General features: G+C 32.0%; 12 protein-coding genes. 7 read left to right on the top strand and 5 right to left on the bottom strand.

Annotation, left to right across the window (positions count from 1 at the left end):
* Positions 1 to 6 precede the first annotated feature (6 nt).
* Both tilS and H8K90_RS07220 read right to left on the bottom strand, forming a co-directional pair.
* Positions 7 to 1320: a tRNA lysidine(34) synthetase TilS gene (gene tilS, locus H8K90_RS07225; RefSeq protein WP_186845296.1), complete on the bottom strand. Its 1314-nt coding sequence runs from the start codon at positions 1318 to 1320 to the stop codon at positions 7 to 9.
* 27 nt (positions 1321 to 1347) lie between these two features.
* Positions 1348 to 2664 carry an anthranilate synthase component I family protein gene (locus tag H8K90_RS07220; RefSeq protein ID WP_186845295.1) on the bottom strand — a complete coding sequence of 439 codons (1317 nt, stop codon included), beginning with the start codon at positions 2662 to 2664 and terminating at the stop codon, positions 1348 to 1350.
* 85 nt (positions 2665 to 2749) lie between these two features.
* On the opposite strand from H8K90_RS07220, the gene H8K90_RS07215 reads away from it, so the two are divergent.
* Positions 2750 to 3646: an aldose 1-epimerase family protein gene (locus tag H8K90_RS07215; protein WP_186845294.1), complete on the top strand. Its 897-nt coding sequence runs from the start codon at positions 2750 to 2752 to the stop codon at positions 3644 to 3646.
* A 36-nt stretch (positions 3647 to 3682) separates the two neighbouring features.
* Entirely contained in the window at positions 3683 to 5035 is a 1353-nt protein-coding gene (locus H8K90_RS07210) for a DEAD/DEAH box helicase (protein ID WP_186845293.1), read from the top strand.
* An 84-nt stretch (positions 5036 to 5119) separates the two neighbouring features.
* Here H8K90_RS07210 and H8K90_RS07205 read toward each other — a convergent pair whose 3' ends face one another.
* Both H8K90_RS07205 and nhaC read right to left on the bottom strand, forming a co-directional pair.
* Positions 5120 to 5758: a peroxiredoxin gene (locus H8K90_RS07205; RefSeq protein ID WP_186845292.1), complete on the bottom strand. Its 639-nt coding sequence runs from the start codon at positions 5756 to 5758 to the stop codon at positions 5120 to 5122.
* A 105-nt stretch (positions 5759 to 5863) separates the two neighbouring features.
* Positions 5864 to 7333: a Na+/H+ antiporter NhaC gene (gene nhaC, locus H8K90_RS07200; RefSeq protein ID WP_186845291.1), complete on the bottom strand. Its 1470-nt coding sequence runs from the start codon at positions 7331 to 7333 to the stop codon at positions 5864 to 5866.
* A gap of 183 nt (positions 7334 to 7516) precedes the next feature.
* On the opposite strand from nhaC, the gene H8K90_RS07195 reads away from it, so the two are divergent.
* A complete protein-coding gene (locus tag H8K90_RS07195) occupies positions 7517 to 7750 on the top strand; it encodes a hypothetical protein (protein WP_186845290.1) in 234 nt (77 codons plus the stop codon).
* Between the two features lie 226 nt (positions 7751 to 7976).
* On the opposite strand, the gene H8K90_RS07190 is transcribed toward H8K90_RS07195, so the two are convergent.
* The gene (locus H8K90_RS07190) at positions 7977 to 9191 is read right to left on the bottom strand and encodes an aminotransferase class I/II-fold pyridoxal phosphate-dependent enzyme (protein WP_186845289.1); all 1215 of its coding nucleotides are present in this window, start codon (positions 9189 to 9191) and stop codon (positions 7977 to 7979) included.
* A gap of 159 nt (positions 9192 to 9350) precedes the next feature.
* Between H8K90_RS07190 and H8K90_RS07185 the strand changes: the two genes are divergently transcribed.
* From H8K90_RS07185 to H8K90_RS07170, 4 genes are all read left to right on the top strand, one after another.
* Positions 9351 to 9809: an Lrp/AsnC family transcriptional regulator gene (locus tag H8K90_RS07185; protein WP_186845288.1), complete on the top strand. Its 459-nt coding sequence runs from the start codon at positions 9351 to 9353 to the stop codon at positions 9807 to 9809.
* Between the two features lies 1 nt (position 9810).
* Positions 9811 to 10437, top strand: coding sequence for a CPBP family intramembrane glutamic endopeptidase (locus H8K90_RS07180; RefSeq protein WP_186845287.1), 627 nt, complete (start codon positions 9811 to 9813; stop codon positions 10435 to 10437).
* A gap of 20 nt (positions 10438 to 10457) precedes the next feature.
* Positions 10458 to 11228, top strand: coding sequence for a LuxR C-terminal-related transcriptional regulator (locus H8K90_RS07175; RefSeq protein WP_186845286.1), 771 nt, complete (start codon positions 10458 to 10460; stop codon positions 11226 to 11228).
* A 277-nt stretch (positions 11229 to 11505) separates the two neighbouring features.
* Positions 11506 to 14571, top strand: a 3066-nt coding sequence (locus tag H8K90_RS07170; protein ID WP_186845285.1) for a BspA family leucine-rich repeat surface protein, incomplete at its 3' end; no start/stop codon positions are given.

Here is a 14571-nt window from a genome sequence, read left to right as displayed (position 1 = left end):
ACAGTTCTATTCAACTTCTATTTTAAGAATTTTTGTAGTCGCTTCAGTTACACAAAAACGATTATCGCTACGTTTACCAACTACCCAAACAATGTCGTTATTTGAGGTTAACAGCCAAGTATTTTCTTTTTCTACTAATGAAAGCTTTTCGTCTTTTAGGTATTTGCTAATCTTCTTTTTACCCTTCATTCCAGATGGATAGAAGTAGTCTCCTTCTTTCCTTAATCTTAATTCTAAGGGATATTTCAACTTATCTTTATCAACAAAAATTGTATTTTTTGATGATTCCTTGATGGTATCTGCTTCATCAAAAAACAAAATACCTATAGGTGTATTAATCGATTTAATATCTTCTGACACATCAAAAGATTCTTCGTTTTGCTCTGAATGACAATTGGTTAATATTAATACATCACGATGCTTTATTAAGCGATGTGAATTTGAAAATACCTGTTTTCCGGATTGCGCATCTAATAAATCAACAACATCATACCATTCTGTAAATCCGTAATCCTTGAACATCTCAAAAAGATATGCTTTTGGGTTATTCACTTTTTTAAACTCGGATACTTTATAAGTTATACCATTATCATCGATTTTAGTAATAGCGCGTTTTGCAACTGCATTTAGACTTTCTTCAACAATATCTGCTGTATCATTTAGATTTTCTAACGTGTTTTGAAAACTATCTAATAGTTGTGGATTAATTTCTTTTAAAATTGGCACAACCTCGTGCCTTAATTTATTTCTAAGATATTTTCGGGATGAATTGCTACTATCTTCTCTCCAAGATATATTTTGCTCCTTTGCATAGTGTTCAATCTGTTCTCTCGAAAAAGGTAATAAAGGTCTAACAATATTATCATTAAGCATAGGAATACCAGTTAATCCATTTAATCCTGTACCACGAGTAAAATTTATTAAAAACGTTTCGAGATTATCATCTGCGTGGTGTGCTGTTAAAATATAGTCGAACTTTAGTTGCTCTGCCAATTCAGCAAACCAATCGTAACGCAACTCACGTGCTGCCATTTGGATAGAGCGTTTGTTTTCATCTGCATATGCTTGTGTATCAAAATTTTGAATAAAGACTTCAACATCTAACTCTTCGGCAAGTTCTAATACAAATTCTTCGTCTGCATTGCTTTCTTCTCTACGAAGGTTAAAATTGCAATGTGCTAGAGCAAAGTTTAGACCTAATGTTTTGCAAAGATGTGCTAAAACCACACTATCTACTCCACCTGAAATGGCAATAATGAGCTTACTTTTTTCGAGAAAAGGAAGTTGTTTATTTATATGGTTCTTGAATTTATTTAGCACAATTCAAAGTTATTGAAATTAATACGATTAATTCTCCAAAACCTCACGCATGGCTTTAGCCTTTATTAAGCATTCTTCATATTCTTTTAAAGGATCACTTTTTGCAGTTATAGCACTACCTACAGAATAGGAAATATATTTTTTAGTTTCATTATACAATATACTTCTTATAATAACATTAAAATCAAAATCACCAATAGGAGTAAAATAACCAACAGAACCCGAATATAAACCACGTTTAGTCTCCTCTAAATCTTCAATGATTTTCATGGCCGAAATTTTTGGTGCTCCTGTCATACTTCCCATTGGAAAAGTCGTTTTAATAATCTCTACAGGATGCGTTTCTTCTTCGACTTTAGAAGAAATAGTAGAAATCATTTGATGCACTTGCAAAAACGAATAGACTTTACATAATTCCTCGACCTTCACACTTCCTTTTATGGCTGTCTGCGATAAATCGTTACGCACCAAATCTACTATCATTATGTTTTCACTTCTTTCTTTTTCATCTTTGGCCAAAGTTTCCGCCAATTTTAAATCTTCCTCTTTAAGATTTGATCGTTTTGCCGTTCCTTTTATGGGTTGTGAAATCACTTTAAACCCTTCTTTTTTTATGTACCGTTCTGGTGTTGCAGATAACAAATATTTATCTTCAATTTTTAAAAATGTCGCAAAAGGTGGTTTAGAAATTTCATTGAGTTTTCTAAAGGTCTCCAATGGATTAATTGTACTGTCTTCTGCATAAAATTCCTGACAAAAATTAGCTTCATAAATATCACCTCTTTGAATGTGTGCTAACATTTTATGAGCTTTTTCAAAGTATTCATCTTTGTGAATTCTCAGCTTTATTTTAATAGGATTCTGAAACTTCTCGGCGCAACCTTTACTGAGCGAAGTCGAAGTACATGAAGTAATAGCACTTATTAATTTAAAATCATCTTCAATCTCATCATCCACCATTTTTAAATATTGAATTTCTACTTCATTCCCTTTAATTAGAAATAGTTTTTTAGGTTGAAAAAAGTATAAATCAGGAAAATCTAATCCGTCAAAATTTTGAGACTTTAATTGTTCTGTGGTGTTTTTTAAATCGTATGTGAGATACCCGAAAATCCAATCTCTGGTGCTATTTTGATACTCTTTTAAACGCTCAAAAGCATTGGAATAATCCGTTTTTAAAACTGTAAAAGCATCAACAGCCAACACGGCATCATAACTACTATAAATATCCTTATGGCAGTTAGAATCGAGCCATACAACATCTTTAAATTGTTGACTCCATTGTAACAGTTGCTGCTTAAAATTCTCGGTGTCTTTGAGATTATAAAAAGTTGTTGTTCTCAATAGTAAAATTTAATCCTTGTAAAAATAATGAGAATAGTTTTGAATATCATCAAATTCGTATATTTCTAAAAAAAAACATAGATTCATGTACACTTTACTCAATGACTACCTTAAAATTAATATAAATACCGTTGGTGCAGAGCTTTGTGCTATTTCCGCAATTAAAAACAATAATGAATTTATGTGGCATGGAGACCCAAATATTTGGGGAAGTTATGCACCAAATTTATTTCCGATTATTGGAGCTATGAAAGATGATAGTTACATCTATAACAACCAATCCTATAAAATGACAAAACATGGTTTTGTAAGACATAATGATGAAATTGTTTTAAAAAGTCATTCCGATTCTGAGATTACATTTAAGCTAACATCTAATGACAGGTTATACAAAATATATCCTTTTCTATTCAAATATGAAATTTCTTATCAGTTAAACGATAATATTCTAACGATACATCATAAAATTGAAAACACAGATTCTAAACCGTTATTTTTTTCACTTGGTGGACATCCTGCTTTTACTTGCCCACTATATAAAGATGAAGACTACAGTGATTATTTTTTAGAATTTGAAAAATTAGAAGATAGTGAAACTTATTTACTTAATATGGAAAATGGTCTACTAACGGATAAAACAAAACCAATAATTGAGGATGGCAATAAAATTAAGCTTAACGAAAACATATTTAATAATGATGCGCTTATTTTTAAAGATTTAAAATCTAGAAAAGTTACTTTAAAGCATAAAGATAAAGGAAGGGTATTAAATATGACATACAAAGACTTTTCCTATTTAGGCATTTGGGCAAAACCAAATGCACCTTATGTTTGTATTGAACCTTGGCTAGGTATTGCAGACAACGAAAACACAAATCAGAAAATTGAAGAAAAGGAAGGAATTATTAGCCTAGAAGCTAACTCCATTTTTAAATCTAGTTATAGTATTGAAATAGACAAACAACATTTAAATAATAAGTAGATAATAAGTAGTAGCTTTGCAACTAAATTATACTAAGTGACTTTTAACGACTTAAACTTAAACACACCATTATATAACGCTTTAGACGATTTAGGCTTTGAAACTCCTACTCCAATCCAAGCGCAATCTTTTAATGTAGTAGCCTCTGGAAAAGATGTTGTAGGTATAGCGCAAACTGGTACAGGTAAAACGCTAGCCTACATGCTGCCTATATTAAGAAACCTTAAATACTCTAGACAAGATAATCCTAGAGTCTTAGTTTTGGTACCTACTCGAGAGTTGGTGGTACAAGTGGTTAGTGAAATCGAAAAATTTTCTAAATACATTAATAATCGTGTATTGGGAGTTTATGGTGGCACTAATATAAACACTCAAAAGCAAGCTGTGGCTCAAGGACAAGATATTATTGTTGCTACACCCGGAAGATTATATGACTTAGCTGTTAGTAGAGTTTTACAGTTAAAATCGATTCAGAAACTAGTGATTGACGAGGTAGATGTAATGCTAGATCTTGGATTTAGACATCAATTAATGAATATTTTTGACATCCTTCCTCCGCGTCGACAGAATATTATGTTTTCTGCCACCATGACCAAAGATGTAGATGAATTAATTACTGATTTTTTTATCAATCCTACTAAAATATCAATTGCAGTTTCTGGTACTCCGTTAGAAAACATAAAGCAACAGCGTTACAATGTTCCTAATTTTTACACCAAAGTTAATTTATTAGAATACTTACTTAAAAATACAGACGAGTTTTCAAAAGTTTTAATATTTGTGGCCTACAAACGTATGGCTGATCGATTATTTGATCAGTTAGAAGAGCTATTTCCTAATGAAGCCTGTGTTATCCATTCAAATAAAACGCAAAATTATCGATTACGTAGTATAGAACAATTTAGAGAAGGTGAACATCGGCTATTAGTGGCTACAGATGTTATGGCTCGTGGTCTAGACATAGATGATATTACTCATGTTATTAATTTTGACACCACTGATTATCCTGAAAATTATATGCACAGAATTGGTAGAACTGGTCGTGCTGAAAAAGAAGGACATACCATACTATTTTCTACTGAAGCAGAACAAGATGCTCGAATACGCATTGAAGAATTAATGCAAATACCTATAGAAACTCTAGAAATACCTGAAGAAGTTGAAATTTCTACTGAATTAATTGAAGAAGAGCGTCCACAAATAAAGGAACGTTACAATCCAATAAAACGTCGAGATGAAGACGCACCTGGACCAGCATTTCATGAGAAAAAAGAAAAAAATAAAAAAGAAAACCTTGGTGGATCTTACCAAAGAGAAATCGCTAAAAAGTATAAAAAGCCAAAAACTAGAGGAGATAAAAACTATAACAGGCGAAACAAAAAGAAATAAATTGATTAGCTGTTAGCACACAACATATATAAAAAAAACCACCTCATAAAAGAAGTGGTTTTTTATTTAAGTAATGTCTTTTATTTAATTGACATGCTTTTCTAAAAACTCAGCAACACCTTCGTGAGTTGCTTGCATTCCAGATTTTCCTTTATTCCAGTTTGCTGGACAAACTTCACCATTTTCCTCTACAAATTGTAAAGCATCAACCATACGTAACGCCTCATCAACGTTTCTACCTAATGGTAAATCATTAACAATTTGATGACGTACAATACCTTCCTTATCAATTAAGAATAGACCTCTATAAGCTACTAATTCTCCTTCAGCTTGTAGCATATCATTCTCATCATAAAAGTAATCACCAGCTAAAACATCATAATTCTTTGAAATTGTTTTATTAGTATCTGCAACTAATGGGTATGTAATACCTTTAATACCACCTTGGTTTTTCTCTAATTGCAACCATCCGAAATGAGATTGCTCTGTATCTGTAGAAACAGCAATAATTTCAGTATTTCTAGATTTAAATTCTTCTAACTTTTCTTGAAAAGCATGTAATTCTGTCGGACAAACAAATGTAAAATCTTTTGGGTAAAAGAATAAAACAACGTGTTTTTGTCCTATGAATTGATCTAAAGAAAAATCAGTTACAAATTCACGTCCATTTACAACTGCTTGTGCATTAAATTGAGGTGCTTTTTTTCCTACTAATACTGCCATTTTTTAATCTATTTTAATGTTAAATTTTTGAATTTGGCTGCAAAGATACATATCAATATAGGATTGACAATGAAGAATTATTTTAAAAATTTATTAAACGGTAGATTATGCTAATTTACCAGATAGCTGTCTAATTTTTATTCTAAACGCGGCAAATATTAGTGTTGTAAAAGGGCTTAACCAGTTAAAAATAGCATATATAAAATATTCACCAACACCAACGCCTAATACACCACTTTGGTATGCACCACAAGTGTTCCAAGGAATTAAAACAGAAGTTACAGTACCAGAATCTTCTAATGTTCTACTTAAATTTTCGGGTGCTAAGCCTTTATCTTCATAAGCTTTTTTAAACATTTTACCAGGTATAACAATAGCCAAATATTGATCTGAAGCTATAGCATTTAATCCCAAACAGCTAATGACAGTACTTGCAAACAAACCAAAAACAGTAGTAGCTATAGAAAGTAAAGCTTTTGTTATTCTTGCCAAGGCACCAATGCCATCCATAATTCCACCAAATATCATAGCGCAAACTATAAGAAAGATTGTCCATAACATTCCTTCCATTCCACCAGATGCAAACAAATCGTTTAATTTTTCATTATCTGTAGCAATTGCCGTATCTGTAAGAATTGAATTTGAGATGGCTGAAAAATTTGAGTCAGAAAGATTTTTCAATACTTCTGGCTGAAAAATAACAGCAAAAATAGCAGCCAAAACAACACCAGAAACTAAGGCTACTAAAGGTTTTGTTTTTAATAAAATTAAAGCAATTACTGCAGCTGGAACAAGAAATAACCAAGGTGTAATGTTAAATGCTTTATCTATTGATCCAAGTAGATTGCTAATATCTGCATTACCAGTCGGTTCAATTGAAGCACTAATAATTCCAAAGACAATTAATGTTATTACAATAGTTGGCACCGTAGTATATGCCATGTATTTTATGTGTGTAAATAAATCGGTACCTGCCATAGCAGGTGCTAAGTTAGTTGTATCACTAAGTGGAGACATTTTATCCCCAAAATAAGCACCCGAAATTACTGCTCCAGCAATCATACCTGGATTAATCCCTAAGGCTGTGCCAATACCCACTAAGGCTATACCAACAGTTGCTGAAGTTGTCCATGAACTTCCAGTTGCTATCGAAATTACAGCTGCAATGATAACAGAAGCAGGTAAAAATATCTCGGGACTTAAAACTTGTAATCCATAATACACCATTGCTGGTATAACACCACTTATAAGCCATGTACCTGCCAAAGCACCAACTAAAAACAATATCATTATAGGTACAAAAACACTTTTAAGGTTTTCCCATACCTCTTTCAACATTACAATAGGAGTAACTTTATTTAATAAACCTCCAACAAAAGCTACAAAACCACCAATTAATAAAATGTATTGGTTAGAATAACCACCGAACATTTCACCTTCTGCTCCAAAAATATTATATGCTAAAAGTCCCATTAGAATAACAACAGGTACAAGTGCTTCCCATATATTAAGTTCTTTGTTGTCAATAATTTTTTGGTCTTCTATGTTAATTTTAGATAAGTCGTCGTCTTGCATTTGTGCTAAGTTTAGTTATGTAATGTTACAATAATCTTGTTTTTATAGCAAATTAAGGGTATATCATTTTTTATTTGTTAAAAAAAAATGTCATTCATCGAAAATTAGTGACCACCATAAATAGCTGTGTGTCATACATATAATAAACATTTCGATTGTTGCAACCCTAAATCATTTTACATTTTGGAAACTTCAACTTTACAAACAGAGCTTAAAAAACAGTCTAACCAATTAAGAAGAAATCTAAAAACGTTAAATTATTTATTCATTTTAGAACTGAATTCTAATACAGAAAAAGATTCAAAGCGTTTGCTAGATATTCAAAACTTAAAAAGAAGTTTACAACGAGAAGTCATTAGAAATACCAGGCAGATAAATCTCTTTAAAACTCAAATTGAAAATAAACTAATCGCTTAAAATGTAAATTCACGGTGATAATTACAATTGTACTTATATTCTAAATATCTAATCAGTTATTCTAATCCTTTAATATACTTGTTATTTTAAAGCATGAATAGAAAAAATAAGGAATAAAGGAAATTACAAATATCATTTTTTGCCATTCTGAATTTATTTCAGAATCTACCTTAATTGCACAACTAAATTCTTGTGTAACTTTAGAATGACAAATTAAAGGTTTTTCTTAGGCCATTGTCGCTTCAAGAATACCCAACTCAACCATACAAGCATTCATCATTTGGTAGGTACGTTCAATATCAGCATCTAAACCAATCGAAAAACGAATTAAACCATCACTTAGACCCATTTCTACTTGTTCGTCTTCCGGAATTTCAGAAGAAGTAGAGCTACCTGGAGCGCTAAATAGTGTTTTATAAAATCCTAAACTTACAGCCAAATAACCAAGGTTACGTTCTTGCATCAATTCCATCAATGAATTGGCTTTATCTAAAGAACCTACATCAATAGTTAACATGCCACCATAACCATATTTATCGTTCATCATGGATTTAAACAATTTATGCGAAGGGTGAGATCTTAAACCAGGATACACCGTTTTTAAACCATCTTTCTCAAATTTGTCTGCTAAATAAGCGGCATTATAGCTATGTTGTTGCATTCTAATATGTAACGTTCTAAGGTTCTTTAAAACTGAAGCAGATCGTAAACTATCCATTGTAGAACCTAGTAACATGGCAGCTCCATCATTTACGTTTCTTAGATCATCTATTAATTCTTGATTTCCGCAAATTACACCACCAACCGTATCGGATGAGCCGTTTATAAACTTTGTTAAACTGTGTACAACAATATCAGCGCCCAACTTTATTGGTGAAATAGATAATGGTGAAAACGTATTATCAACAACCAATTTTAAGTTGTGCTTTTTTGCCAAAGCTGCTAAACCTCTAATATCTGCAACTTCGAGAAGAGGATTGCTTACAGACTCACAAAATAATACTTTAGTCTTTGGAGTAATTGCCGCTTCAACCGCATCTAGTTTAGTGATATCTACAAAGCTCGTTTCAATACCCATTCGAGGTGTAAAATTTTTAAGAAATGCATATGTACCTCCGTATATAGTTCTACTACTTACTACATGCTCGCTAGCACCACATAATTGAAGTAACACAGCTGTAATAGCACCCATACCAGAAGCTGTAACGGTTGCTGTTTCTGTACCTTCCATAGCAGCCAATGCTTCACCTAAATATAAATTTGATGGAGATGAATGACGCGAGTATAAATAACATCCATCTGCATTTCCTTCAAAAGTATCGAACATAGTTTTTGCTGATAAGAAAGTATAGGTAGATGAGTCTGAAATTGAAGGATTTACACCTCCGAATTCTCCGAAATATTGTAAATCTTGTATATTGTTTGCAGGTTTAAAAGCCATAATAATTTTATTTGATTAACTTTTCAAATTTCATAAATATTAGATTAATAATCAATAGTTATTACTATTTTTAGAAAATTAAACTAATTTTACGTATTATTATAGATTTATAATCTAAATATTTTATTCTCAAGTCATTTAAACAGAAAAAATATAATTATGGTTTACGACGAAATTGACAAGAAATTACTAGAATTGTTGCAGGCGGATAGTAAGCAAACCAATAAGGCCTTATCATATGCACTAGGATTATCGGTTACTGCGGTCTACGAACGTATAAAAAAACTTGAAAATAACGGAGTAATTAATAGATATGTAGCTCTTGTTGATAAAAAAAGTGTAGATAAGGATTTTGTGGTCTTTTGTAATATTAAGTTAATTCAGCACACACAAGATTATGTCGTAAAATTTGAAAGAGAAGTTGCAAAGCTCAATGAAGTACTAGAATGTTATCATATAAGTGGAGATTATGATTATCTTATCAAAGTTTTGGTAAAAGACATGGAAGAGTTTAGAGAATTTATGGTGAAAAAGCTCACTAAAATTGATCATATTGGTAGTACCTATAGTATGTTTATGATGAATGAAGTAAAACACACAACTGCAATAAAAATATAATATGCATAGCGTACAATACAGACTTATTGAATTTTTTATAGTGTTTATTGTAATACCGATAAGTTTTGTGTTGCAGTATCAGCTTTGGCTAAAACTAACGATTGGTCTCCTTGGCTTTATCTATGCGATTTATGTGCTTCTTAAAGTTGAAAACAATAAGTTTAAACTAAGAAAACATATTAATTGGAAACAATTTTGGCAAAGAACCACAATAAAACTACTTGTAATAATTGTTATTACTACTCTGTATGTATATTTAGTTGACCATAAGAATTTATTTGTTGTTATAAAATCAAAGCCATTATTTTGGCTAGCAATTTTATTTATATATTCTGTTTTTTCAGTATATCCACAAGAGTTAATTTACAGAACATTTTTCTTTCAGCGTTACCAATCCTTATTTAGAAGTAACACTTTATTTGTATTTGTAAACGCAGCTATGTTTTCCTTAGCGCATATATTTTTTAGAAACATTTTAGTTTCGATTTTCACTTTTGTAGGAGGTTTATTATTTGCAATAACATTTAAGAAAACAAAATCAACATTACTGGTGTCCATAGAGCATGCTTTATATGGGTGCTGGTTGTTTACAGTTGGCATGGGAGAAATGCTAGGGTTTCCTAATTAATTTTACACTATTTTTAGGTTATGAATTATTTAAAAATTAAAGAAATATATAGATTTATTTTTCAGTCTTACGATAAACCATTTTTACAAAAACACATCGAAAAAATTATTGAGATGGATACGTTTTTACCATATAGTTCAACCTTTTTTTGTATCACAAATACTCAAGATTTAAGCTTTGAATTCATCAGTAAAAATTACAAAGCATCCTTGGGATTAAATCCTAACGAATTAAAAGAGAATGGAATGCGATATTTCTGGAATAGAATTCATCCAGACGATGTAGATGCATGGTTAAAAGCCTTAAACAAATTAATGGAATTTACTTTAAATGAAATTCCTGTAGAAAAACGACAAGATGCGAGTTACACTTGGAACTTTAGATTTAAAAATGCACAAAATGTTTTCGTAAACATAGTACAAAACACTACTCCATTAATTTTTGATTCTGAAAACAAACCAATAATTGGTTTAGCACATTATACTGTTTTACATCCAGATGTAAAATTAGATATTACAGCTTCAGCTAAGTTATTAAATGATAAGCAAGAGTATGAGACCATTTATTTTGATAGCTTTTCACAAAAATTACTGCACGATGGTGTTACCAATAGAGAGCGTGATATCATACGTCTATTAATTTTAGACAAGTCAAGTAAAGAAATTTCAGAAAAACTAAACATTAGTCCGCACACAGTGGATACTCATAGACGCAATATTTTAAAAAAATTAGAAATATCATCCACAGGAGAACTCGTAGGAATTTTAAAATTAAATCCTCATTGGCTATAAAATACTCAAATTGAGTATTGTAAGATTGAAAGTAATTGTTCAATTTTGAATGCTATTAATTCTAAGGTATATAAGAAAAAGTGTCTATTTAAGAATTGTCATTGATTCTGGTAGGCACTTTTTTTACGCAATATATACAGATGCTCAATGTGATAGAACTTCGTTATATACAGTTTACCGAAAAACAGTCATAATGACCTTTGTTTTTCAATAGAGATGTTGCGTATATGTATGATTATTAATAGTTTGTAATGCTATTAATTAACACCTCTCTATTTTGAAACCGTATTCCGTTCTCTCAATTCTCACTTTATATTTATTATTTTCTTTAACGCTAAATGCTCAAATAAATTTTATAGAAGATACTACTGTACCTTTTGAAGGTATTACATTAGGCGATGCTGACTTTGCCGATATTGATAATGATGGAGATCAGGATCTATTTATTGTAGGCCAACAAGGAGGTACTATTATTGCTAAACTATATAGTAATGATGGATTAGGAAATTTTGCAGAAGTAATTGGTACTCCATTTATACCAGTATCAATGAGCTCAATATCTTTTGCAGATATTGATGAGGATAATGATCAAGATATTTTAATAACAGGAAAGCTAGCTTCAAATTTTTCCTCAACAGAGTTATATATTAACGATGGATCAGGAAATTTCACTTTGGCAGTTGGAAGCCCATTTGAAAATGTTCAATTTGGGAGGAGCGGAATTGCTGATGTAGATGGTGATAATGATTTAGATATTTTAATTACTGGTGGAAATGATTTTGGTAATGAGGTCAATAATCTATATATAAATGATGGTTCAGGTTTGTTTACTTTATCTGTGCAACCATTTATACCATTAGGTGGATATAGCGATGTTGCCTTTGCAGACATTGATGGTGATAATGATTTGGATGTTTTAATATCTGGGAACGATGGCACTATAGAGCAGTCCTATTTATATACAAATGATGGGTCAGGTAATTATACACAAATGATTGGAACTCCCTTTGAAGGGGTTTTAAACGCAGCTATTGGTTTTTCAGATATAAATAATGACGGTGACCAAGACATTTTAATTACTGGTTTTAACGGTAGTGGCAGTATTTCATACTTATATGAAAATGATGGTACAGGCTTATTTGCATTAACAGCTAATCAGCCATTACAAGCCGCAAGTGCAGGTGATGTTGAATTTGCTGATGTTGATGGCGATGGTAATATTGATTTAATAATTACAGATGGAACAGATTCAATATTATATTCAAATGATTGCTATGGTAACTTTACAGAAGTTATAGGAATGCCATTTGAAAGGGCTGCCAATGGTGTTGTAGCTTTTGCGGATGTAGAAGGAGATGGTGATCAAGACCTTTTAATTGCTGGAAATGGACTTTCAGGTCCTCGTACAAGTTTGTATGTTAATGAATCACTGCCACAACCCTCCGTTGGCGCCTTCATCACCACATGGGAAACCTCAACTGCCAACGAATCCATTACCATACCAACTACAGGACCAGGCTATAATTACAATATAGATTGGGGAGATGGAAATACCACAGTTGGTGCAACTGGAGATGCAAGTCATACTTATCTAGCTGCTGGTACATATCAAATTACAATTACGGGACTTTTTCCACGTATCTACTTTCATGGGGCAAGTTTAAACAATCAATATAATATTAAATCTATTGATCAATGGGGTTGTAACGCATGGGAAACTATGAGCTACGCTTTTTCTGGATGTCGATTTTTAGTGGTTAATGCTACAGATGTTCCAAACTTATCTAATGTTACTGATACATCATTCATGTTTTATCAAGCTAAGGATTTGGGTGGTGGCACAGGTAATTGGAACTGGGATACAAGCACAATTACTGATATGAGCTTAATGTTTTCAGGTGCTAACACATTTAATAAAGATATAGGAATTTGGGACACTAGTAATGTAATGGATATGCATAATTTGTTTCAGCAAGCTTGGAGTTTTAATCAGAATATTAATAGCTGGAATACTGCTATGGTTACTGATATGGGAGCCATGTTTTCAGAAGCAAGTGACTTTAACCAACCTTTAAACAATTGGGATACTTCCAGTGTCACTAATTTTGGTAGTATGTTCGATAGAGCGTTAGTCTTTAATCAAGATATTGGAAATTGGAATACAAGTCAAGCAATTAATTTCTCTAATATGTTTGGTGGTGCTATAGTCTTTAATCAGGATATTGGAGCATGGAACACCAGTAATGCAACCCATATGACTGATATGTTTTACAGTGCTGTTGAATTTGATCAAGATTTAGGGAATTGGAATGTTGAGAACGTTCTTTACGCTAATGGTATGTTTAATTTAGCTACATTATCCATTGCAAATTATGATAGTTTACTAATTGGTTGGAATGCTCAAAATTTACAGCCAGATGTTTGGTTTCATGGAGGTTTTAGTCAATATTGTGCTGGAGAAGCAGCAAGAACAAACATGATTTCAAGTGATAATTGGTATATACAAGATGGCGGTTTTGTAGGCTCAACAGTTGATGATTTAGCAGATCAAAATACGTCTGTAAGTTTTACGTTTCCTGTTATTACAGGAACAAATCTTTCTGGAAATGAGGCGTACTATACTGAACCAAATGGAACCGGAACAATGTACAATGCAGGAGATGTTATTAACTATGCAGACTTTGCTTCGTATCCTATTACACTTTATATATATGATAGTGTTAATGATGGTTGTGAATCTCAAGAAGATTTCGAATTAACCATTACAATTCCACCTCCATGTACCTCTTTAGATACCCCTTTAAACGGTTCGGTTGATGTATTAATAGGAACAAATTTAACGTGGAATCTGGTTTCAGAAGCAACAGGTTACCTGTTAACGGTTGGCACAACTTCTGGAGGAACTGATATTGTAAATGATTTAGATGTCGGTAATGTATTAACTTATGATTTACCAGCAGATTTACCAGAAAACACTGCAATTTATGTATCTATAATTCCATACAATGCAGATGGTAATGCTACAGGCTGTACAGAAGAGAGTTTTACAACCGAAAATATACTGTCTCCTCCAAATTGCACGAGTTTAAGTTCGCCGACTTCGGGTTCAATGAATATTGCAATTGATACAGATCTAACTTGGTCATCAGTTACAGAGGCAACAGGTTACCTATTAACGGTTGGCACAACCTCTGGCGGAACTGATATTGTAAATGATTTAGATGTTGGTAATGTATTGACTTATGATTTAGCAATTGACTTACCCGAGAACACAGTGATTTATGTTTCAGTAATTCCGTATAATGCGGATGGAGAGGCAATAGGCTGTACAGAAGAAAGTTTC

The sequence above is a fragment of the Winogradskyella echinorum genome, from assembly GCF_014297365.1.
Taxonomy (GTDB): Bacteria; Bacteroidota; Bacteroidia; order Flavobacteriales; family Flavobacteriaceae; genus Winogradskyella; species Winogradskyella echinorum.
The sequence above is the reverse complement of the archived record's forward strand: the minus strand, read 5'-3'. Positions and strand labels throughout refer to the sequence as shown.